Source organism: Microbacterium sp. GXS0129 (assembly GCF_044769785.1).
Classification (GTDB): domain Bacteria; phylum Actinomycetota; class Actinomycetes; order Actinomycetales; family Microbacteriaceae; genus Microbacterium; species Microbacterium nymphoidis.
The window spans coordinates 109,186-128,637 of record NZ_JBIZVZ010000001.1 but is presented as its reverse complement, the minus strand read 5'-3'; the positions used below and the strand labels follow the sequence as shown (position 1 = coordinate 128,637).

Annotated in this window: 21 protein-coding genes; 10 read left to right on the top strand and 11 right to left on the bottom strand. The window is 69.6% G+C overall.

Annotated features, from left to right (window positions below):
- Positions 1-6 precede the first annotated feature (6 nt).
- The 3 genes from ACIQJ5_RS00605 to ACIQJ5_RS00595 form a co-directional block, all read right to left on the bottom strand.
- Positions 7-939, bottom strand: a complete 933-nt coding sequence (locus ACIQJ5_RS00605; RefSeq protein WP_402839769.1) for a heavy-metal-associated domain-containing protein — start codon at positions 937-939, stop codon at positions 7-9.
- Positions 939-1,151 (bottom strand): heavy-metal-associated domain-containing protein, encoded by a 213-nt coding sequence (locus ACIQJ5_RS00600; protein WP_402839766.1) that lies wholly within the window; start codon positions 1,149-1,151, stop codon positions 939-941. Before ACIQJ5_RS00600 ends, ACIQJ5_RS00605 begins: the two co-directional genes overlap by 1 nt.
- Before the next feature lie 116 nt (positions 1,152-1,267).
- Entirely contained in the window at positions 1,268-2,044 is a 777-nt protein-coding gene (locus tag ACIQJ5_RS00595) for a hypothetical protein (RefSeq protein WP_402839763.1), read from the bottom strand.
- Between the two features lie 165 nt (positions 2,045-2,209).
- Here ACIQJ5_RS00595 and ACIQJ5_RS00590 point away from each other — a divergent pair, with 165 nt between their 5' ends.
- A complete protein-coding gene (locus ACIQJ5_RS00590; protein WP_402839760.1) occupies positions 2,210-3,508 on the top strand; it encodes a glycoside hydrolase family 125 protein in 1,299 nt (432 codons plus the stop codon).
- A gap of 165 nt (positions 3,509-3,673) precedes the next feature.
- Positions 3,674-4,537 carry a PhzF family phenazine biosynthesis protein gene (locus tag ACIQJ5_RS00585; RefSeq protein ID WP_402839757.1) on the top strand — a complete coding sequence of 288 codons (864 nt, stop codon included), beginning with the start codon at positions 3,674-3,676 and terminating at the stop codon, positions 4,535-4,537.
- An 11-nt stretch (positions 4,538-4,548) separates the two neighbouring features.
- Here ACIQJ5_RS00585 and ACIQJ5_RS00580 read toward each other — a convergent pair whose 3' ends face one another.
- Positions 4,549-5,085 carry an enolase C-terminal domain-like protein gene (locus ACIQJ5_RS00580; protein ID WP_402842000.1) on the bottom strand — a complete coding sequence of 179 codons (537 nt, stop codon included), beginning with the start codon at positions 5,083-5,085 and terminating at the stop codon, positions 4,549-4,551.
- A 14-nt stretch (positions 5,086-5,099) separates the two neighbouring features.
- A complete protein-coding gene (locus ACIQJ5_RS00575; protein WP_402839754.1) occupies positions 5,100-5,930 on the bottom strand; it encodes an ADP-ribosylglycohydrolase family protein in 831 nt (276 codons plus the stop codon).
- An 87-nt stretch (positions 5,931-6,017) separates the two neighbouring features.
- On the opposite strand from ACIQJ5_RS00575, the gene ACIQJ5_RS00570 reads away from it, so the two are divergent.
- Entirely contained in the window at positions 6,018-6,143 is a 126-nt protein-coding gene (locus tag ACIQJ5_RS00570; protein WP_402839752.1) for a hypothetical protein, read from the top strand.
- Positions 6,144-6,190: 47 nt separating this feature from the next.
- Here ACIQJ5_RS00570 and ACIQJ5_RS00565 read toward each other — a convergent pair whose 3' ends face one another.
- Complete coding sequence (locus ACIQJ5_RS00565; protein ID WP_231091395.1) at positions 6,191-7,246, bottom strand: 2,3-butanediol dehydrogenase; 1,056 nt, start codon at positions 7,244-7,246, stop codon at positions 6,191-6,193.
- 264 nt (positions 7,247-7,510) lie between these two features.
- On the opposite strand from ACIQJ5_RS00565, the gene ACIQJ5_RS00560 reads away from it, so the two are divergent.
- Both ACIQJ5_RS00560 and ACIQJ5_RS00555 read left to right on the top strand, forming a co-directional pair.
- On the top strand, positions 7,511-7,723 hold the full coding sequence (locus ACIQJ5_RS00560) for a hypothetical protein (RefSeq protein ID WP_231090960.1): 213 nt from the start codon (positions 7,511-7,513) through the stop codon (positions 7,721-7,723).
- A gap of 44 nt (positions 7,724-7,767) precedes the next feature.
- Positions 7,768-10,611 (top strand): AAA family ATPase, encoded by a 2,844-nt coding sequence (locus ACIQJ5_RS00555; protein ID WP_402839749.1) that lies wholly within the window; start codon positions 7,768-7,770, stop codon positions 10,609-10,611.
- 178 nt (positions 10,612-10,789) lie between these two features.
- Here the strand turns inward: ACIQJ5_RS00555 and ACIQJ5_RS00550 are convergent, their stop codons facing one another.
- On the bottom strand, positions 10,790-11,728 hold the full coding sequence (locus tag ACIQJ5_RS00550; RefSeq protein ID WP_402839747.1) for an endonuclease/exonuclease/phosphatase family protein: 939 nt from the start codon (positions 11,726-11,728) through the stop codon (positions 10,790-10,792).
- 99 nt (positions 11,729-11,827) lie between these two features.
- Here ACIQJ5_RS00550 and ACIQJ5_RS00545 point away from each other — a divergent pair, with 99 nt between their 5' ends.
- Positions 11,828-12,121, top strand: a complete 294-nt coding sequence (locus ACIQJ5_RS00545; protein ID WP_231090963.1) for a hypothetical protein — start codon at positions 11,828-11,830, stop codon at positions 12,119-12,121.
- A gap of 18 nt (positions 12,122-12,139) precedes the next feature.
- Here ACIQJ5_RS00545 and ACIQJ5_RS00540 read toward each other — a convergent pair whose 3' ends face one another.
- From ACIQJ5_RS00540 to ACIQJ5_RS00530, 3 genes are read right to left on the bottom strand one after another with little or no spacing between them, the layout of a single operon-like run.
- Positions 12,140-12,889, bottom strand: a complete 750-nt coding sequence (locus tag ACIQJ5_RS00540; protein WP_402839744.1) for a 3-hydroxybutyrate dehydrogenase — start codon at positions 12,887-12,889, stop codon at positions 12,140-12,142.
- 33 nt (positions 12,890-12,922) lie between these two features.
- A complete protein-coding gene (locus ACIQJ5_RS00535) occupies positions 12,923-13,546 on the bottom strand; it encodes a response regulator (RefSeq protein WP_402839742.1) in 624 nt (207 codons plus the stop codon).
- On the bottom strand, positions 13,543-14,718 hold the full coding sequence (locus ACIQJ5_RS00530) for a sensor histidine kinase (RefSeq protein WP_402839740.1): 1,176 nt from the start codon (positions 14,716-14,718) through the stop codon (positions 13,543-13,545). The genes ACIQJ5_RS00535 and ACIQJ5_RS00530 overlap by 4 nt, the downstream gene beginning before the upstream one ends.
- Positions 14,719-14,871: 153 nt before the next feature.
- Between ACIQJ5_RS00530 and ACIQJ5_RS00525 the strand changes: the two genes are divergently transcribed.
- Together ACIQJ5_RS00525 and ACIQJ5_RS00520 are read left to right on the top strand one after the other, a co-directional pair.
- Positions 14,872-15,933 (top strand): ABC transporter permease, encoded by a 1,062-nt coding sequence (locus ACIQJ5_RS00525; RefSeq protein WP_402839737.1) that lies wholly within the window; start codon positions 14,872-14,874, stop codon positions 15,931-15,933.
- Complete coding sequence (locus tag ACIQJ5_RS00520) at positions 15,930-16,607, top strand: ABC transporter ATP-binding protein (protein ID WP_231090967.1); 678 nt, start codon at positions 15,930-15,932, stop codon at positions 16,605-16,607. Before ACIQJ5_RS00525 ends, ACIQJ5_RS00520 begins: the two co-directional genes overlap by 4 nt.
- A gap of 72 nt (positions 16,608-16,679) precedes the next feature.
- Here the strand turns inward: ACIQJ5_RS00520 and ACIQJ5_RS00515 are convergent, their stop codons facing one another.
- Positions 16,680-17,627, bottom strand: coding sequence for a TetR/AcrR family transcriptional regulator (locus tag ACIQJ5_RS00515; protein WP_231090968.1), 948 nt, complete (start codon positions 17,625-17,627; stop codon positions 16,680-16,682).
- A gap of 103 nt (positions 17,628-17,730) precedes the next feature.
- Between ACIQJ5_RS00515 and ACIQJ5_RS00510 the strand changes: the two genes are divergently transcribed.
- Both ACIQJ5_RS00510 and ACIQJ5_RS00505 read left to right on the top strand, forming a co-directional pair.
- Positions 17,731-18,609 carry an ABC transporter ATP-binding protein gene (locus ACIQJ5_RS00510; protein ID WP_402839732.1) on the top strand — a complete coding sequence of 293 codons (879 nt, stop codon included), beginning with the start codon at positions 17,731-17,733 and terminating at the stop codon, positions 18,607-18,609.
- A complete protein-coding gene (locus ACIQJ5_RS00505) occupies positions 18,606-19,397 on the top strand; it encodes an ABC transporter permease (RefSeq protein WP_231090970.1) in 792 nt (263 codons plus the stop codon). The genes ACIQJ5_RS00510 and ACIQJ5_RS00505 overlap by 4 nt, the downstream gene beginning before the upstream one ends.
- Positions 19,398-19,452 lie beyond the last annotated feature (55 nt).

The window sequence follows — 19,452 nt, the reverse complement described above, 5'->3', positions numbered from 1 at the left end:
ATCCGATCAGTGACCGCCATGGCCGGCATCCGTGCTCGTGTCCGTGGTACCGGCGACCGCGTCCATCACGAGCTCGGCCGTGTGAACCGTTCCCGCCACCTGGAAGTCCAGGTAGAGGAGGTAGCGGCCGGCGGTGGGAGCCTGCGCGGTGAAACTCACCGTGGGCCCCGAGGTCTCGCCCGGCGCGGGCTCCTCCCCGTGCGCATGGACGTGCAAGTACGCGAGATCGCCGTCCCGCAACGCCACAAGGTGGCCGAACGCGCCGAGGTAGGGCTCCAGCTCGGTGACGGGTGCGCCGTTGCGGGTGATGTCGATGGTGAGGTCGCTCGCCGCCCCCGCGACGAGTTCACCGCTGACGGAGACGTCGAAGCCGTCGACCCGCGTGTCGGTGACGACGCTCGTGCGGGGCTCCGGGGTGAGCTCGCCGCCGGCGGTCACGAAACGCGACAGCGTCACGCTGGTGTCTCCGCTCGTGAAGTCTGCGTACACGCGATAGGTGCCGGCGCGCTCCCACGTCCAGGGCAGCGACCACGTGCCGGTCGTCGCGTCGAGGATCGGATGCACGTGGCGATAGCCGGCACCGTCACTGCGGACGACGATGAGGTGCAGGTCCTTGCCGTGCGCACGCTCGTATTCAGTGACCGCCGTTCCGTCACGATCCACGATGGCAAAGGAGAGCGTGCCCTCCTCGCCGACGGTGAGGGGAGCCTGGATCTCGCTGAGGGTGAAGCCGGCCTGGGCGATGGACGTGCCGTTCACATCTGCCTCCTGTGTGGTGCTGGCGGAAGGGTCGGGGGTATGGGTGGCGCCGTGGGCGGCGCTGTGCTGCCAGGCGGCGACGGTTGCATCGGGCACCAGGACTCCCCCGGCGGCGAATGCGACGCCGAACACCGCGAGGAGACCGGCGCCGTACAGCCCGAGGCGCGCGGGGGTGTTCATCAGATGCGCACCGCCTCGTACCCCGCCTCGTCGACGGCGGCGAGGATCACGGCGTCATCGAGCGGCGTGGCACTCGACACGACGAGCTTGCCCGTCTGGGCGCTCACGTCGATGTCGTCGACGCCGGGGATCTGAGCGACCTCGGACCGGATCGCCATCTCGCAGTGCCCGCAGGTCATGCCGGTCACCTGGAACTCGCTCGTGGTGGTCATCTCGTTCTCCTTCATCTGCGTAGCCGTACCCCACCGGGGTACCTCTCGGTCAACCATATACCCTAGGGGGGTATTCCTTCAACCGTCGAGAATCACCGAATCACTCCGCCGCGAGGTCAGACCACCGTCACCAGTTCGGCGAAGTCCTCGGTGTAGCCGAGAACCAGGAACGTCGACGAACGCAGGAGTTCCGCCAGCTCGCCCCAGGCGGGGGCCTCCGGCTGTCCATACAGGTGCTGGAGGTCGGCGATCAGGGCGTCGACGTTGAGCGCCGGCGCATCCACGGGCCGGTGGAAGGCGAGGGTGCGCGCCCCGATCGCCCAGGGTTCGTACCCGTGGCGCTCATGCAGGCGCCGTGTCACGGCGAGGCTCTGAAACGGTGTCCAGTCGCCGCTGAAGTATCCGTTGGGAACGTCGGCCAGGAGGCCGTCGACGCTCGCCTCCGGCACCCGCTGCACCACGTGCGCCGCCTCCAGCAACGGGGACGGGTCGCGATGGAGCGACACCAGCGCGTCAATGTCACCCGCGTCGGTCGCGAACCCCTCCGGGATGCTCGCCCACGCCGCCTCAGGGTCGGACCCCCGCAACGCCGACAGCACGGCGGCGAACAGCTCCGCCTCATACTGGTCGACCGCCGCGGCGGAATCGTCCTCCGGATACGTCACTCCGGTATCGAGGTCATGCCCATTGATGGCGTGACCGCTGGTGTAGAGGCACTGATTGGCATCATCGAGAAGGGCGAAAGTCCGGCCCTGCTGCCCTTCGCCGATCCGCACGACCGCGGCAAGCAGCTCCGTCAGCGATGCGGGTTGCGTGATGATCGCCACGCTGTAGCGGTCGATGCCCCCTTGGCGAGGGTCGGGAAGGTCGATGGTGCCGGGTGCGGAGGACATGCGTGCATCCTACGGACGTCGCCGAATCCGCCGCGAGACTTCCACCGTGGGCGACAATCGCCGGGTTGCGCGGGTTCTCGCCCGCAGACGGAAGTCTCGCGGTCAGGCGACACGGGCGCACGGTCCCGGCCATAATGCGATGACAGACTGTGGAGGATGCACTCGATGAGCACCAGGATCCCGTTCGTTCCGAATGCCGAGACCCGGGAGATCGTCCGCAGCGCCGCAGACGAGACGCGGCGGGTGAGCGGTGCGCGCATCGGGGATCTGGTCGAGGCAGCGCTGCTGCGCACCCTGACCGATACCGTCGGCTTCGATGAGTCCGGCCGCGTGTTCATCATCACGGGCGACATCCCGGCGATGTGGCTGCGCGATTCCACCACCCAGCTCACGCCATACTTGCGCTACCTCGATCGCAGCGCGCAGCTGGCCGACCTGGTCGAGGCTGTAGTGCGCCGGCAGTTCGGCTTCATCGCGCACGACTCCTACGCCAACGCCTTCAACGACGGGCCGACCGGCGCGCACTACGACCCGGGGGATGTCTGCGACGATCCGAACGTCTGGGAGCAGAAGTACGAGATCGACAGCCTCTGCTACCCCGCGACCTTGGCGCACACCCTGTGGCAGCGCACCGGCCGCACCGCCTTCATCGACGACGATCTGCATCAGGTGCTGCGGACGATCGTCGCCCAGCTCCGTCTCGAGCAGGACCACGATCGTTCGCCATACCGGTTCGAGCGCTCGACCACGATCCCCACCGAGACCCTGATCCGGGAGGGGCGCGGGTCCGAAGTCGCGCGCACCGGCATGACGTGGGGCGGGTTCCGTCCCTCGGACGACGCGTGCACCTACGGGTACAACATCCCCGCGAATCTGTTCGCGGCGCAGGCCCTGCGCGCGATCTCCGAGATCGCTCGCGACGTGCTCGACGATGCGCGACTCGCGGAGGCCGCCGAGGCGCTGTCCGCCGAGATTCGCGACGGAGTGCGCGTGCACGGCATCGTCGAAGGCCCGGAGGGCGCGCCGATCTACGCATACGAGGTCGACGGGCGCGGCGGCGTGCTCATCATGGACGATGCGAACACTCCCTCGCTGCTGTCCCTGCCCCTCATCGCACCCGACCTGATCGACCGCGAGGTCTGGGAGGCCACGCGCGCCGTGATCCTCAGCCCGGCGAACCCCTACTGGTACAGCGGGAGCATGCTGCGGGGTATCGGCAGCCCGCACTCCCTTCCGGGGCGGGTGTGGCCGATCGCACTGGCGGTCCAGGGCCTGGTGGGAACGGCCGACGAGCGCGTCCGGATGCTGGATCTCATCGCCGCCTCCGACGGCGGCACCGGTCACATCCACGAGAGCGTCGATGTCGATGATCCGTCGCAGTTCTCCCGCCCGTGGTTCTCGTGGGCGGACTCCATGTTCTGCGAGCTGGCCCTCCAGGTGGCGGAGGACGCCCGGACATCGTGAGCCGTTGGTCTCAGCAAGTGCACGACGCCCGCCGCTTCGCAGCATCCGGTGAGACCACACCGCCGACCGGTCTCAGAAAGTGCACACCGGGCGGCGGCGGATGGCAGATTCTGAGACCACAGCCCGAGCGGCGACCGGGAGCCTCCGCCTGAGTAGGCTCGACCCATGACCTCGCCGCAGATCCTCCGCTATTCGGCATTCGCCGCGACGCCCGAGGGCGGCAACCCGGCGGGAGTGGTGCTGGACGCTCGCACGATGAGCGACGCCGACATGCTCAGCCTCGCCGCCGAGATCGGCTATCCCGAAACAGCTTTCGTCGGCGCGCGCGATGTCGTGGACGGCGAGCGCCGATACGCGATCCGGTACTGGTCCCCGGGTGCCGAGGTGCCGTTCTGCGGACACGCGACCGTCGCGACCGCGGTGGTGCTCGCGGAGCGGCAGGGGCCGGGGCCGATGACGTTCGAGACGCAGGCCGGTGACGTGACCGTCGTCGCCACGTCGACGGAGCACGGCGTGGAGGTCGCGTTCACCAGCGTGGAGCCGCAGGTGCGCGAGCTCGCCGGCGACGTGCTGGCCCGCACCCTGGAACTCTTCGACCTCGAGCCCGCGGACCTCGATCCGCATCATCCGCCGCGCGAGGCGTTCGCCGGGAACTGGCACCCGATGATTGTGCTTCGCGATGCCGAGCTCTTCCACCAGTTCCGCTTCGCGCCCGCGCCCGTCGCTCGCCTGATGGCGGAGCAGGAGTGGACCGGCACCATCACGGTGCTGCACCGCCCCTCCGAGACGGAGCTCTTCGCCCGCAATATCTTCCCGGTCGGGCGGATCACCGAGGACCCGGCGACCGGTTCGGCCGCGGCGGCCACCGGCGCCTACCTGCGCGCCATCGACGCCGTTCCCGCGGATCGAGTCATCCGCATCCACCAGGGCGAGCACGTCGGCAGGCCGAGTCTGCTGACCGTCGACATCCCGCCGACGGGCGGCATCACCGTCACCGGTGGCGCCCGTCCGATACCGCCTGCGGCCTGAGACCGCGGGGCTCACCAGTCGTGGACGGTGCCGTCCTCCAGCCGGTTCACGGGCAGATAGGCCTTCGTGTAGTCGAAGGCCGCCGCCGCGCTCTCGTTGAGCTCGACGCCCAGACCGGGCTGCTCACCCGGGTGCAGGAAGCCGCGGTCGAACGTGAACGACGTCTGAAAGACCTCGAGGGTCTGCTCGTTGTGCGGCATGTACTCCTGGATGCCGAAGTTGTGGATCGCGAGGTCCAGGTGCAGTGCGGCCGCCATGCCGATCGGCGAGATGTCGGTCGGCCCGTGGATGCCGGACTTGATGCCGTAGACGGCCGCGAAGTCGAGCAGCTTCTTCATCGCGGTGATGCCACCGGTGTGCGTCACGGCTGAGCGGACATAGTCGATGAGCCGCTCGGTGATGAGGGTCTGGTAGTCGAACACGGTGCTCGCGCCCTGACGCAGCATGGATCGCACCCAGGGATCGCGGACCGTCCGATGCTCGCTGGCGGGCAGACCCAGCGCGTCGCCGAGGGCGAGGCCGTGGGCGGCGCGTACGGCGCGTTCCATCGTGATCGATTCGGTCATCGTGCCGCCTCCTGGCCGGTCCGGTCGGTGATCGAGCGCTGCACCAGCGCGTCCGCGAGATCGATGAGGTCGGTGCCGCGGGTCGCCGCGATGCAGCGGCCGGCCACGGAGCGGACCTGCTCCACCTGCGCGGCGGACAGCGCGCTCATCCCGTGCAGCGCACCGGCGACGGCGCCGCCCATGGCGGCGATGGTGTCGGAGTCGCGGCCGATGTTGACGCCCGATTCGATGACGTCGAGACCGCCGTTCGTAGCACGGAGGAGACCGACGCACAGCGCCACGGCCTCGGGCGCGACATCGGCCCAGATGTAGTGGCGCAGCGGGATCTCGTCGAACAGCGCCTCCTCGGCGGCGAGCAGATCAGGGGCGTCTTCTGCGATCCGCAGCGCACGGCGCACCAGGCGCGCCGACCAGGAGTCCGTGGGCAGGGCGTCGACCATCGCCTCGATGACGGGGTCGATGGAATCGGCGGTCATCGCGACGGCGACGCCGGCCGCCACGGACTGGGCACAGAGGACGCCGTCGCGGGAGTGGCTCACCTCGGCATCGGCCGCGGCCAGACGCCGCGCCAGGTCGGGATCCCCCGCGGCGTAGATGCCGATGGGGGCAACGCGCATCGCGGACCCGTCACTCCACATCTCGGCGTTTCGCTGTCCGCTCTGCGGCGGTTGCAGCCCGGCACGGAGATTGGCGATCGCGATCATCTCGCTGAAGCCGGCACCGTGGAACCCGCTACTCTGGTGCTGCAGCGCGTCCGCCCACGTGGCCGCGACGCTCTGCGAGGTGAGGGCGGAGCCGGCAGCGAGGGCACCGCGCGCGCACAGCACCGCGTACTCGTGTCATCCGTTCCGGCCGCATCCTCCTCGAGGAAGCCGGTGACGCGCCCCCATCGCTCGCGGATGGCGGGTAGGGTCATGCCTTCGGACTGGTCGCTGGTGAGCGCCGCCGGGCTGATCATGGCGATCCCCGTGGTCGTCGTCTTCCTGCTGCTGCAGCGCAAGTTCATCGAGGGTTACGCCTCCGGCGGCCTCGCGAACTGAGAACGACGAGGGGCGCGGCGCCGACCGGTGCCGCGCCCCTCGTGCTCTCACGGGTGAACGATGATCTTCACCGCGGTCTCGTTGTGATTGATGAGAGTGTCGAAACCCTCATCAATCAGGCGGTCGAGGCTGATGCGGCCGGTGATGAACGGCGCGAGGTCGACCTTTCCGTCCTGCACGAGGCGAATGACAGCCGCGTGATCGCGCACGTAGGCGATCGTGCCGCGCAGATCGATCTCCTTCAGAACCAGCTTCTGCATGTCGATCTGCGCGGGCTTGCCCCAGATGGACACGTTGACGACGACTCCCGTGGGCTTCACCGCATCCAGGAGCTGGTCCAGCACCACGTTCACGCTCGTGCACTCGAATGCGACATCCGCCCCGACGCCACCGGTGAGCTCCCGCACCTGGGCGGGAACGTCTACCTCAGAGGGATCGACGACGTGATCGGCCACACCGGTGTCCCGGGCCTTCTGCTTTCGGGCCTCGCTGAGCTCGCTCATGATCACCGTCACGCCTTCGGCGTGCAGCACAGCCGCCACCAGCAGACCGATGGGTCCGGCGCCTCCGATGAGGGCGACCTGCCCCGGACGCACACCGGAACGGCGCACAGCGTGGTGGGCGACGGAGAGCGGCTCGATGAGTGCGGCCTGGTCCAGGGGGATGTCACCGACGGGATGCACCCAGCGCCGGTCCACCACGATCCGCTCGCTCAGGCCGCCGCCGCCTCCCGACAGCCCGATGAAGCCCATCTTCTCGCACAGGTGGTAGTTGCCGGCACGACAGGGAGCGCACTCGTCGCAGACGAAGTACGGCTCGACGACGACGGAGTCGCCCACCGCGATGTCCGTCACGCCGTCGCCGAGAGCCGCGACCGTGCCGGAGAACTCATGCCCCAGCACGACGGGGCTCTCCTCCCCCGACAGAGGGTGGGGGTGCCCCGGCGCCGGGCAGAAGATCGGCCCGTCCAGATACTCGTGCAGGTCAGTCCCGCAGATGCCGCACCAGGCCACGTCGATGGCCACGGCCCCCGGGCGCAAGGAGGGCTCCGGGACGTCCTCGATCCGGATGTCGCCGCGGGCGTGGAATCGTGCTGCCTTCATCATCGCTGCCTCTCTCCTTCCGGGCGCAATCACCGAATCTCGGCTCTCGTTGCGGACGTCCGCCGCGGGCCCGTCACCGTCAGAGTAGGTCGCGCAGCGCCGCGCCATCTCGGCGAGCGCCGTGGAAAAGCCTGAGCTCCATGCCGGAGACTCCACCGGAACACCACCGGATCTGAGGTGCCGCGGCGCGGATCTAGGTCATCTGCCCGATGAGGCACCCCCTCCTCAGAGAGGAGCGTAGGGGTACCGAAGAAGGAGAGTGCCATGGATCTCAACACCTACGTGAACCCGTACGTGGTCGCCGCGGAACTGGAGCAGGCCGTGATCCGTGCGGAGCGCGCCCGCGTCGTCGCCGAGCGTCTCGCGCCGCGTCCGGGTCTGCTGCGCCGGCTGTTCGCGCGGACGGCGCCCGCGACCGCCCCGACGACCCGGCGAGCCGCACGCGAGCTCGCGGAGTGCACCCCGCACGCGGCGTGATCGCCCCGCCATCCGATGTCCGAGGCGGCTGGCATGATGAACCCATGTCAGCCACCGCAGCATCGGAGATGGTGGGGCGCGATGCCGAGCTCGCGCTTCTCCACGAGGCGCTGCGTCGCGCGGAAGAGGGCCAGCCCGCGTCCCTCCTCGTCGCCGGAGAAGCCGGCATCGGCAAGTCCCGGCTGACCACGGAGTTCCGTCAGCGGCTCGCGGATGACGCCACCGTGCTCACGGGCTGGTGTCTGGACTACGGCTCCACACCCGCCCCCTTCGGCCCGCTTCCCGCGATCCTGCGCGGTGTGCTCGCAGAGCTCGGTGAGCGCGCCGATGATGCCGCCGGCCCCAGCCGCAACGCGCTCCAGTTGCTGCTCCCCGACCCCGCCGGCACTCCTCTGGACCGCTCCACCGTGCATCCGGAAGCGCTCGGTGAGACGATCGCCAACCTGCTCGAAGCCGCGTCCTCTATACGACCGGTCGTGGTGATCGTCGAAGATCTGCACTGGGCAGACGCCGCGACGCTGTCGATGCTCTCGTTCCTCCTGCGCGCTCTCGCGGGCCGGCGTGTGCTCTTCGTGCTCACGTGCCGCACCGACGAAGTGCGCCGGGGCGGGGCCGTTCGCACCTTCCTCGCCGAGTCCGAGCGCGCGCGGCTCCTGGAGCGGATCTCGCTCGCCCGCCTCGACGCGGGTGCCGTGCGCGAGCTGGCGGTGGGCCTGCGAGGCCCGCTCGACGACGCCACGATCGCGCACCTCGTGCAGCGCAGCGAGGGCGTGCCGTTCTTCGTCGAAGAGCTGGTGTGCAACGCGGAGGGCCCCTTGCCGGACACGCTGCGCGACGTGCTCCTCGCCCGTTTCGACGCTCTGAGCGAAGAGGCCCGCCGCACGGTGCGGCTGGCCTCGGCATGCGACGGTGCAATCGCCCACGACCTGCTCGCCGCCGTCTCCGGGCGCGGTGGCGAGAGCCTGGACGAAGCACTGCGTGAAGCGGTGATCGCGGGCATCCTCACGGTGCGAGACGACGAGAGCTATGCGTTCCGTCATGCGCTGCTGCGCGAAGCCATCCACGACGATCTCCTCCCCGGCGAACGAGCGCGCCTGCACCGCGCCTACGCCGAAGCGATCCAGGCAGCCGGCGGCGCGGCATCGAGCCTGGCCTTCCACTGGTATCAGGCGCACGCTCCGGAACAGGCTCTCCGCGCGGCCGTGGACGCCATGCAGCAGGCGAAAGACAGCTACGCGTTCTCCACGGCAGCACGCTTCGGGGAGCTGGCACTCGAGCTGTGGGACCAGGTGCCTGATGCCGACGATGTCGCCGGCATCGAACGCATTCCCTTCCTCGCGCGTCTCGGATCGATCCTGCGCAATGGCGGCGATGCGGAACGTGCCCTCACGGTGGCAACCCTCGCCCTTGACGAGCTCGACCCGCAGACCGCCGAACCGGCCGTGCACGCGCGGCTGCTGCGTGATCGCGCCCTCTACCTCCAGAATCTCGGGAAGACCGGCACCGTGGAGTCCCTCGGGGAGGCCCTGGCGGTCCTGGACGGCAGCCCAGGTGAAGACCGCTTGCGAGCCTCGCTCCTGAACTACCTCAGCGGACGCTACCTCACCAGTGCCCGGCTGACCGACGCGATCGAGACCACCGACGAAGCCTTCTCCATCGCGCAGGCCGCTGGCTTCGACAACGCCATGTCGGTCGCGGAGAACCTGCGCGGCTGTAGCCGCATCCACCTCGGCGACGTCGACGCCGGCCTCGCCGATCTCCGCCTCTCCTGGCAGCACGCCTCCGATCACGATGCCCAGCTGCGGTATCGCGTCAACTATGCGGACGCGCTGCACAATCTCGGGCGTTTCCACGAGGCGGTCGAGGTGGCCGAACTCGGAGTCGCACACTCGCGCCGCCTGGGTGTCGAACGGGCCACCGGCTCCGTACTGGCGCACAACCTCGTCGAACCGCTGATCGAACTGGGCGAGATCGACCGCGCGGAGGAGGCGATGTCTCGCGACCTCGCGCTGCGGACGCTTCCGATCTTCCGGGTGTACTCCACCATGTCGCGTATCCGGATCCTGGTCTGGCGCGGTCGCATGGCGGAGGCCGCTCGCCTCCTGAAGGAATGGCGTCCCGTCGCCGCCGCCATCTCCCAGGTCGAGCGCCAGGTCTGGTTCTCGCTGCGCAACGTGGAGCTGCTGGTGAGTCTCGGAGACGGCGATCCCACACGGGCAGCGGGCGTTCTCGCCGATGTCATCGAAGACCGGGGGCCGCACCTGGCTCAGGTCTCCCGGCTGCTGCTGGAGGGCGCCCGGGTCGTCACCGACCTTCGGGTGGACGGCCGTCAGGCTCTCGCCGACGACACCGCGCGGGCGGTCGCTGCGGCCTGGAACGCGCGACCGGAAGCGCTGCGCATTCCGCACTGGGACACGGTGCTCACCGCCATGCTGAGCGGCGACGCCACCGCACTGAACGCGGCGCTGCCGGTCGTCGACAACGACGATGTGCCCGCGATATTCCGCCCCGTCCTCCAGCTGGAGCTCGCGCGTCTGCATCTGGCGGATGGGGATCGCGCGGCGGCGGCAGAGCACGCGATGGTTGCGGCGCAGTATGCCGACGCGCTCGGGCACCGACCGCTGCAGCAGCGCGTGCTCGCGTTCAGCCGGGATGCCGGTCTGGCACGCGTCACACGTCCCGGCGAATCCGTCGGCGCCGCCGCGCCCACGGAGCTGACCGCACGTGAGCAGCAGGTGCTCGACCTCATCGCCGAAGGACTCACCAACCGGCAGATCGGAGAGCGCCTGTTCATCAGCGCGAAGACGGCGAGCGTCCACGTCTCCGCGATCCTGCGCAAGCTCGGCGTCTCCAGTCGCACCGAGGCCGCGGTCTCATCCCGCCGCTGAGGCGCAGTCGCCCCCGCACGGACCGCCGTGAGGGGGCGAGCCATGGAAGGCGGGAAGACGAGCCGCGGAGCGTCCGAGATGCATGCCGCAGTCGCGATGTCAGGACGAGCCGCCGAGCGAAGCAGGACCGGCGGCGCACAGGCGCGGGGCGTCGGCACGGTCCCTCGCCAGAGCGAGGCTACGAACGCGGACGGAGGCCGACGAGGATGGCGAGATGATCACTGGCGCCGGCGCGGAGCGTCTCGGCACCTCCTGCGTCGAAACCTCGCTGGAAGATGTGATCGATGCGTGTGGAGGGGAGGGACGCGGGCCAGGTGAAGCCGAACCCGAACGATGACTGACGCGGCTCCGTCAGGCGGGAGCGGATGCTCGCCAGCACCGGGTCCGCACCGGCGGCATTGAAGTCGCCGAGAGCGAGGATCCGGTCATGGTCGTCCTGGGCGATCAGGTCTCCGAGTGCACTCAGCATGGCGTCGCGTTCGCCCTGCGCCCCCGGCCGGAATGAGGCGGCATGGACCACGTAGACGCTGATCGGCCCGGCGGGGCTCTCGATCTCCGCCCGAAGTGCGCGACGCCACCCGAGGCCCAGATCCAGCGCCTCGGCATCGATGATCGGAGACGTGCTCCACAGGCCGACCGTTCCCACCACATACCGGTACGGATGCGATTGCGCGAGCGCCTCGATCGCATCGTCACGGGACTGCGCGTCCAGCTCCGTCAGAGCGATCACGTCGGCGCTGCGGTCGACGAGCGCTGCCGCCGACTGCGCCGCCGTCCCCGAACCGGCCTCGACGTTCTGGCTGGCGGCGACGATGACCCCATCGCCTTCGGCGGCCCCGACCGGGAACCAGGTCAGTGACGAGGCTGTCGCGATGATCCACACCACCGCCGGGATCAGAGCGATCCAACGGCGGCGCCACCAGCAGAATCCCCCGACCACCACCAGCGCCGCGGGCAGCCAGAGCCACGGCAGCGTCACGGCCGACAGCGTCCCGGCCAGCCCCGGCACGGCGACTCCGGCTATGACGACCAGGAGCAGTACCATGAGGGCCGCGACCAGGCCGGCCCTGATCGGGGCGCGCCCGGTGGGCTGCGGACGAGGCTGAGGCTGCGACACCCCGCGAGCCTATGCGGTGTCCCCTCGGAGGAGTCTGCGCGCCGCCGTCTTCCGTGCGCAGGCCTCCCCCGTGACGAGCCGGGGGTGTAAGAAGGAGGCATGTCGGCGCGTCGGAATGCCCTGCTGTGGACCGGGATCGGTGCCTTGCTGGTCGCCTTCGTGCTCTTCGCACCGCTGTTTCAGGCCGGAATCTGCGTCGACGCGCAAGACACATCCCGCTCGTACTGCCGCGATTGGCACACGTCGCTCGTCGGCGTGGAGACCAGTCTGTGGATGTGGCTGGGTGGGAGCGGGGTACTGCTGAGCATCGGCCTTCTCACCGGCTGGTGGATCACGCGGCGCGGGAACCCGGACGCCCGGCTCCCCGAGGCCCCTCCCACCGAACGGGCCTGAGTCGCCGGTCGGCGAGGTTCACCGCGCGCTCCAACCACCGTCCATGAGGTGCGAGGTCCCCGTCACCATGCCCGCGCTTTCGCTGCACAGCCACAGCACCTGTGCTGCCACCTCCTCCGGCTCCAGCAGCCGCTTGATCGCGGATTCGGTGAGCATGATCCGCTCGACCACCTCGTTCGGCGCGATCCCGTGCACGCGCGCCTGGTCGGCGATCTGCTTCTCCACGAGTGGGGTGCGCACATAGCCGGGATTGACACAGTTGCTGGTGACGCCGTGCGCACCGCCCTCGAGCGCCACGACCTTGGACATGCCCTCCAGCGCGTGCTTGGCGGTGACGTACGCCACCTTGTACGGGCTCGCGCGCACGCCGTGCACAGAGCTGATGTTCACGACACGTCCCCAGCCGCGCGCGTACATCTGCGGCAGCGCGGAGCGGGTGAGCAGGAACGGCGCCGTGACCATCAGGTCGATCATGCGGCGGAACACCAGCGGGTCGAACTCCTCCACCGGGGCGATGGTCTGCACGCCGGCGTTGTTGACCAGGACGTCGACATCGACGCTCAGGTTCGCCACGGCGTCCAGGTCGGACAGATCGATGACCAGCGCTTCCCCGCCGACTTCTGCGGCGGCTCCACGCGCGCCGGCCTCGTCCCGATCGGCGACGATCACGTGGGCTCCCGCACGTGCGAGCGCTCGCGCGCATGCCAGTCCGATCCCGCTCGCCCCGCCCGTGACCAGCGCCCTTCGGTTCGTCAACTCCGTCGTCATGCTGTGCACGCTAGCTCATGGGGTGAGAGGGCGCTATCGGATCATCCCGCTGCCCCGTGCCGCCGCGATCGCGGCCGTACGCGAGGCCACGCCGAGCTTGGTGTAGATGTTCGCGAGGTGCGTCTTCACCGTCGACTCCGTCACGTGCAGCCGCTGGGCGAGTTCGCGATTGCTGAGACCGGCACCCGCGAGTTCGAGCACCGCCAGCTCGCGAGCGGTCAGCGTCCGCTGAGGGGTGCGCATCCGCTCGATCAGCCGGGAGGCGATCGCCGGCGCCAGTGCGCTCTCGCCCTGTGCTGCGGCGTGGATCGCCGCAAGCAGGTCGTCCAGGGGCGCGTCTTTCAGCAGATAGCCGTTCGCCCCCGCTTCGATGGCCGCGAGGATGTCGGAGTCCGTGTCGTAGTTGGTCAGCACCAGCACCGCGGGTGGATGAGGCAGCGCGCGCACGGCCCGGGTCGCGTCCACACCCGCACTGCGTCCGTGGAACTGCAGGTCCATGAGCACCACGTCCACGGCGTGCTCGGCGGCGAAGTCGGCGGCCTGCTCCGCGACCTCGATGTCCGCCACCACCTCGATGCCGTCGTCCGCGGCGAGCAGGGCTCGCAGCCCCGCCCGCACGATCGCGTGATCGTCGACGATGAGGACGCGAACGCTCATTCCGGCACCTCCACGATGATCACCGTTCCCGCGCCGGGCGCGCTGTCGATGCGCACCTGACCTCCGAGCTGGCTGACGCGTTCACGCGTGGCCCGGATGCCGAATCCTCCCCGCTGCGCCGCAGCGTCGGTGTCGATCGTGTCGGGGTCCATTCCCACGCCGTCGTCTCCGACGACCATCCGGATGCTGTGTTCGTCGCGCGTGATCTCGATCCAGGCCAGCGACGCGTGAGCGTGCAGCAGCACGTTCGCCATCGCTCCCTGAGCGATACGCAGCAGCGCCGTCTGCAGGGTCATCGACAGTTCGAGGGAATCCGCCACCCGGACCTCCACCTCCAGCCCCGGTGCTCGCCAGGTGTTCGCGGCCAGCCGCCGCAGGGCACCGCCCAGGGTGTGCTCGTCGAGCAGCGGCGGGGTGAGCGCACCGATTAGCGCGCGCGTCTCCGCCAGGGTCTCGCTGGCTGTCTGCCGCGCCAGCCGAACGGTGCCCGTCGCCTCGCCTTCGCGCTCTGCAGCCGTCAGCAGCATCACGATGCTGGAGAGATTCTGCGCCACGGTGTCATGAAGGTCCCGCGCCACTCGCGCGCGTTCCTGCGCCACACCGGCATCACGCTCCGCAGCCGCCAGCCGCTGCTGGGTGCCGGAAAGCTCCGTATACAGACGCTCGTGCTCGGCGGCTTCTTCGCGCAGCGCGCTGTACGCCTTGCCCAGCAGCACCGCCACCGCTGCGCCGATCAGCGGACCGATGACGCCGCCCAGAGACCAGCCGGCGGCGAGCCCGAGCGCCACCACAGCCCACGCCGCGCTCAGCCAGACCGCGAGCGCTCCACGGGGCGGGCGCAGGATTTCGAGCTGCAGGAAGAAGATCGGGAACACGAGGTAGGCGGCGTGCGGTGTGAGCCACACCAGCACGGCCCACTCGACGGTGAGTGCCAGCACCCATATCCAGCGCCAGGAGCGATGCCGCCGTACCGCGGCGAGGCCGTGTGCGAACATGGCCGCCAGGTAAGTGGCGGCCACCACCGCGCCCATCCCGATCACGGGCCCGGCGCTGGGTGCCGCGGAGACGACCGTCATCACGACCGCGAAGACGAGCAGCGCGAGAAAGACGAACTGCAGGCCGATGCGCATGCCGACGACGATCCGGTTCACGGGCGGGTGGGCGTCGGGCATCACCCCCTCACGCTAGACCTCGGCTCAGCCCGGTGCATCCCCCAAAAGATCGAGAATCCCCTCGCCCCATCAGCCGGTGAGGATCCGACCGTCAGCCGATGCCGGGCACGAGGATCGCGACGAGAGTGGGGGAAACGACCGGAAGGACCCCACATGTTCGTCGCCTGGCGCGATCTGCGCTTCGCCCGAGGACGCTTCGCCCTCATCACCGTGGTCGTCGTGCTCGTCAGCGTGCTCGTCGGCTTCCTGTCCGGACTCACGGGAGGGCTCGCCTGGCAGAACGTGTCGGGAGTGCTGGCGCTGCCGGCTGATCGGATCGTTCTGGCGCCCTCTGCCGCGGACGCCACTCCCACGCTGTCGGACTCCACGATCACCCCGGAGCAGACGGACGCCTGGACAGCTGCGGCCGGCGTCGTCTCGGTCACCCCGATCGGGATCAGCCAGGTGCGCGCGCAGAGCGCCGACCATCGCGAGGGGGTGACGCTGTTCGGCGGTGTCGCGGGCGAGACGGAGCCGTCGTCCGACGGCGACGTCGTGCTCTCGCAGGGTGCCGCAGCGGCGCTGCAGGTCAGCGCGGGCGATTCGATCACCCTCGTCGGCGAGGAGTACACGGTCGAGCGCGTGACGGGCGACGATTGGTACAGCCACACACCGGTGATCCACACCACGCTCACCGACTGGCAGTCGGTGAGCGCACGCATGGGGGTTCCCGATGCGCACGCAACGGCGCTGCTCGTGACCGGTGCACCAGATGCGGCCACACTCGACGCCGACACCGGAACCGTCACTGCCACGCCGCTGTCCACCCTGATGAATCTGCCGGCGTTCCGCTCCGAGATCGGCTCGCTGCTGCTGATCGTGGGGCTGCTGTTCGGCATCTCCGCCCTGGTGATCGGCGCCTTCTTCACCGTCTGGTCGATGCAGCGGCGAGGGGACGTGGCGATCCTGAAGGCGCTGGGTGCCACGAACCGGGCGGTCCGCCTCGACGCCCTCGGTCAGGCGCTGGTGGTGCTGCTCATCGGCACCGGACTGGGGCTCGCCATCGTCACCGCCGCCGGTCTCGCGCTGCAGGGGCGCATGCCGTTCATCCTCAGCCCGCTGACCACCCTGTTGCCCGCGGCGCTCATGGTCGTCGTGGGACTCGCGGGAGCGATGTTCTCGCTGCGCGCCGTCACCACCGCCGATCCCCTCACCGCACTCGGGAGCAACCGATGATCACCCTCGATTCCGTCACCCTCACCTTCCCCGATGGCGCCACGCGCATCCGCGCCGTCGACGACGTCAGCATCACCGTCCGCCCCGGCACCATCGCGGGGCTCACCGGCCCGTCCGGGTCCGGGAAGTCGAGTCTGCTGGCCGTCGCCGCCACCCTCATCCGCCCCGACAGCGGAAGGGTGGTCATCGACGACGTCGACACCGCGGGCCTCGACCTCGCCGGTGCCGCGCAGCTGCGTCGAGAGCGGATCGGGCTGATCTTCCAGCAGTCCAATCTGCTTCCCTCCCTCACCGCTCGTGAGCAGCTCACCGTGATGAACGAGCTCGGCGGCAGCCGCCGGGCGAAAGCGGCGGTGACGGCGCGCGCCGATGAACTCCTGGACCGCGTGGGGTTGAGCGATCACCGCCACAAGCGCCCGCATCAGCTCTCCGGAGGTCAGCGGCAGCGCGTCAACATCGCACGAGCGCTGACGAACGATCCGAGCGTGCTCATCGTCGACGAACCCACCAGCGCCCTGGACAGCGAGCGCAGTCAGCAGATCATGGAGCTGCTCGTCGAGCTGACCACGGGCAGTTCGATCGCCACCCTGCTGGTCACGCACGACCTCAGCCTGACGCCGCACCTGCACACCCTGCTGCACATGAAGGACGGTCGGCTCACCAGCCACGCATGAGCAACGGGCGCGATTCCACGATGGAATCGCGCCCGTTTCGTCCGTTCCCGCGACGTCGAGCCGGGACGAGGCTCAGCCGTCGGTACGAGCGCGCTTCTGGTCGGCCTTGGCGAGCTCCTTCGCTCGATCGCGAGCCTTCCGGGCCGCGTTCTCTGCATGTTCGGCCGCTCGGACACGCTGCTGTGCAGCTTTGCGCAGCAGCGTGGCGGCGTGCAGCTCCGCCTCCGCGACCTCGAACGCCTCCTGTGCGCTCAGGGACACCGGCGGCTGTGCCGGCGACGCTGTCGCTGCGCCGCTGAAGAACGCTTCGAGGCCGGCCAGAAGTGCGCCCGCTGCAAAGTGCCGGAACTCCGCGATCGCGCTTTCCGGATGCCCGGGCTCCGGGTCGCCGAAGTACGTTCCGTTGCGCACGAGCGCAACCGCGTCCGGGAACCGTGCGGCCGTGACCGCCTCGACGAGGAGGGCCCGGGTGTCGGCGGACACCGGTTCGCCGTGCAGCACCTCGCGTTCCACGGCCGCGTGCCCGCGCGCGAACGCCGAGAACACCATCAGCACCGCGAGCTTGGCATCGTCGGCTGCCGGCAGACTGCGCATGGCACGCAACCCCCGATCGGCCACCTGGAGCTGACCCGGCATGAGGTGGATCTCCGGCGACAGCGGCGTCTCCAGCATCCAGGGGTGAGCGCGATACGCGTCCAGCAATTCGAAGAGGAAGGTCCGCAACCCCTCCCGCCAGTCGCCCGATTCCAGCGCGGCTTCCCGCGGCATGATCGCGGCGTCGAGCATGAGGCGGTACAGCTCGTCCTTGGTGGCGACGTAGCGGTAGAGGGCCATCGTTGTGAACTCGAAGGTCTGCGCCACGCGCTGCATGGTGACCGCGGCCAGTCCTTCGGCATCGGCGATCGCCACTGCAGCCTCCACGATCCGCTCCAGCGAGAGTTCCCGCTTGGGACCGCGTTGCGGCGCGGCCGCCAGCCCCCACGCGAGCGCAAGGGTCCGCGAGATCTCCGAATCAGCCATCTCCACCTCCACTCCCCACGGTATTCGACGCCGGACTTGACGCTCCCTCCATCTTACTGTTTATTATGCATACTGTTTATCACGAACACAGAAGGAGGAACCCATGTCGGCGATCATCGACGTCCGCCAGCTCCGCCAGAGCTTCGGCGAGCGCACCGTGCTCGACGGTCTGAACCTCGAGATCGAGGGCGGCATCTTCGCCCTGCTCGGCCCGAACGGCGCCGGGAAGACGACGCTCGTCTCGATCCTGACCACTCTGCTGCGCCCCGATTCCGGCACAGCCCGCGTCTGCGGCCACGATGTCGTCCGCGAGCCGGCTCAGGTGCGACGGATGATCGGCGCGACCGGTCAGTACGCCTCCGTGGACGATCAGCTCACCGCGCGCGAGAACCTCGGAATGATCGGTCGCCTGCTCGGGCTCGGACGCAGCCACGCGCAGGAGCGCGCCGCGGGGATGCTCGATCGATTCGGCCTGTCGGCCTCCGCCGACCGACGCGTCGCGGACTTCTCCGGAGGTATGCGTCGGCGTGTGGACCTCGCGGCCTCACTCATGCGAACCCCTGCCGTGCTCTTTCTGGACGAGCCCACGACCGGTCTCGATCCCGCCAGCCGGGCACAGATCTGGGAAGACGTCGCCTCCCTCTCCGCGGAGGGCTGCACGGTGCTGATGACCACGCAGATGCTGGACGAGGCAGAGGAACTGGCTGACCGCGTCGCGATCATCGCGAACGGTGGGATCGTCGCGGACGGCACGGTTCCCGAGATCCTCTCGCGCATGGGCGAGGAGACCGTGGCCCTCGTCGACGAGGCCGGACAGACGGTGCGCACGCTTCCTGCGAGGGCGACCGCCGGCGGTCTGGCGGCGGCGCTGGCCGGACTGTCGGCCGAGGAGCGGACGCTGCGCGTTGATGTTCGCCGGCCCACTCTCGACGACGCGTTCCTCGCGCTCACTGCGCAGCGAGCCGAGGCGGTGGCCGCATGAGCGCGATCGTCGCGGAGGGCGCTCGCTCCGCTCACCCGGGCAGCGGCCCGCTGACCGCGAGCGCAGTATTCGTCGGTCGGAGCCTGCGCCATAGTCTGCGCGACGGCGAAGGGCTGGTGCTTGCCATCGCGCTTCCCGTGCTGCTGATGCTGATGTTCACCTACGTGTTCGGCGGGGCTATCGATCCGAGCGGCGGCTACCTGGACTTCGTCATCCCGGGCATCATCGTGCTCTGCTCCGGCTACGGCGCCGCGTCCGTGGCGGTATCGGTCAACCGCGACGTCACAGGCGGCGCGATGCTGCGCTTGCGCACCCTGCCGACGGTCGCGGCCATGTGCCTCGCGGGCCACGTGGTCGCGAGTGTCCTTCGGAACCTGGTGGCCACCGTCATCGTGCTGGGCGTGGGGTTCCTCCTGGGCTTCCGCCCCATCGCCGGTCCGGCGGAATGGCTCGGTGTCGCCGGTATCGTGCTGGCGTGGATCATTGCGGTCACCGTGGTGTTCGCCGCGATCGGTCTGCTCGCCTCCAGCCCGGAAGCGGCCAACGGATACGGCTTCGCCGTGCTGTTCCTGCCGTATCTGTCGAACGCGTTCGTGCCGATCGGCTCGCTGCCGTCGTGGCTCGCGCCGGTGGCGGCGGCGCAGCCGGTCACTCCGATCGTCGATTCCATACGCGCGCTGCTTCTCGGCACCGATCCGGGCCTGCAACCCCTCTGGGCCATCGCGTGGTGCGCCGGAATCGTTCTCGTGGGAGCCGTCGTGATCGCATGGCGGTTCCCGCGGCGGTGACGAACGACGGGGTCCGCGGATCGTCGATCCACGGACCCCGTCGGCGCCCTCACAC